The organism is Actimicrobium sp. CCI2.3, from assembly GCF_035019065.1.
Lineage (GTDB): Bacteria > Pseudomonadota > Gammaproteobacteria > Burkholderiales > Burkholderiaceae_D > Actimicrobium.
On the sequence record NZ_JASJWR010000075.1, the window covers coordinates 1 to 1586 of the forward strand.

2 protein-coding genes are annotated in these 1586 nt (G+C 37.6%); both read right to left on the bottom strand.

Features of this window, described 5'->3' with window-relative positions; all coding sequences use genetic code 11:
* Positions 1 to 80: 80 nt before the first annotated feature.
* Complete coding sequence (locus tag QN370_RS20485) at positions 81 to 470, bottom strand: hypothetical protein (RefSeq protein WP_322127337.1); 390 nt, start codon at positions 468 to 470, stop codon at positions 81 to 83.
* 164 nt (positions 471 to 634) lie between these two features.
* Entirely contained in the window at positions 635 to 1216 is a 582-nt protein-coding gene (locus QN370_RS20490; RefSeq protein ID WP_322127336.1) for a hypothetical protein, read from the bottom strand.
* Positions 1217 to 1586 lie beyond the last annotated feature (370 nt).

The window sequence follows — 1586 nt, forward strand, 5'->3', positions numbered from 1 at the left end:
CGGTTATTGCACCCTACGCGCTGAAAATGGGGATACGATTAATTAAATTTTTAGATACTCTATTCAAACGAGTTAATAAATTAATTATCATCCCATTTTAAAGTTTTGAAATCGATCGCTTCCTTTTCTTTTTTTTGTAGCCATTCTAAAAAACTATCTGCTTCATCTCTCAGCTCCAAACCAGGCGAGCAGAACGAATGAATGACTAATACTTTTGGATTTTTTGAAATATCAAATCCATCGAAACAAGCAATATCATCGGAGCCTCCATCTTTCGCGAATGGTATCAGCGATCGTGAAGGAAAATGGTTTCGTAAGGTTTCGCTCCAGTAAATCAAAGCTTCGCTGTGATGGACAAGCCACCACCACGGTTCAATATCGGGCAATCCAGTCGTAATCAAATCAAGAAATGACTGCGGAATTTTTAATACATTTGGAAGTGAATAGTCTTCCATTTGATATTTTTCCATTTTATATATTGATGGCCTAAGTAATTTATCCTAATTAGCATAAATCAAAGCATTGAAAATTAAAATAATAGCTTCTGCATCGATATGTTTTGTTTTGACAAATTAAATTGAGGGTACAGCAATGGAAGAAGTGAACATGAAACGTAGTATTTTCACACTTCTTCTTACAAAAAATCGTACTCCTCTAACGTTGACTTGATAACCGAATTAATCTGATTATCCATAAGAACAGAAAAATCATCTGAGCCGTCATGTAAACCATGCGATGCTATAAAGCACTCATTATTGTTGAAATAAAAACATAATCCTAACTCACTCGGCACCGCAGCTTCGCCCGCGCTCATCTCTTTGTTCTTCAAAATTGAAAACGCGGTTAAAGTGCTCCCGATAAATTTTTCCCACACTGGTTCCGAGTATATTTTATCAGTCGCTAGAATCGGAAAAAGATCAGGGTCATCACACAACGGCGGATTTATATCGACCTGATTGCACGCATGATCTAGCCAAACTATCACACTATTCATACTTGGATCACTTGCGACACCAAGTACATTGCCGTCTTCAAAAATTACGGCTAATGAACCTGCTGTGAGTGCAAAGGTTTGCTCCTTTCGTATATGACATTCGTTAGTGACTTCCTCTTTAGCCCACCAACTGTACCGCACCAAACCAGTTACTTTTTTTCCGATTAATTGATGCAATATATGTTTTGAAATGGAGGGAGGTAGTGATTTTGATTTAATCATAAATGAATATTAACTTTTTATGAATTTAATTAATTAGCAATCTGTAGGTTATTATTACCAAGTTGTTAGAATGCAATAAACGAATGGCATTGTATCGACTGAATGCGGTGCAATTCCCTTCGGATATTGCACCCTACGCACTGAGGGCCATCGACACGGGCAACCCACTGTTCTTGCAATTAATACTTTGCTGTTGCATAAGCAGGGTTTAAAGTTTTCCAGGGCTGATGTTGGATTTTGGTTGACACGTGTGGTTCCTGTTGAATTCATTTTGTAAGAAGACTAAATCGTAGGGTGCAATGCCCTTCGGTTATTGCACCCTTGTATGCTGTTTTTAACGGTTGATTTTGATTAGATTGATGTGGCATCA

Coding starts and splice junctions, on each gene's coding strand:
- QN370_RS20485 (WP_322127337.1), bottom strand. CDS start 470: ATGGAAAAATATCAAATGGAAGACTATTCACTTCCAAATGTATTAAAA.
- QN370_RS20490 (WP_322127336.1), bottom strand. CDS start 1,216: ATGATTAAATCAAAATCACTACCTCCCTCCATTTCAAAACATATATTG.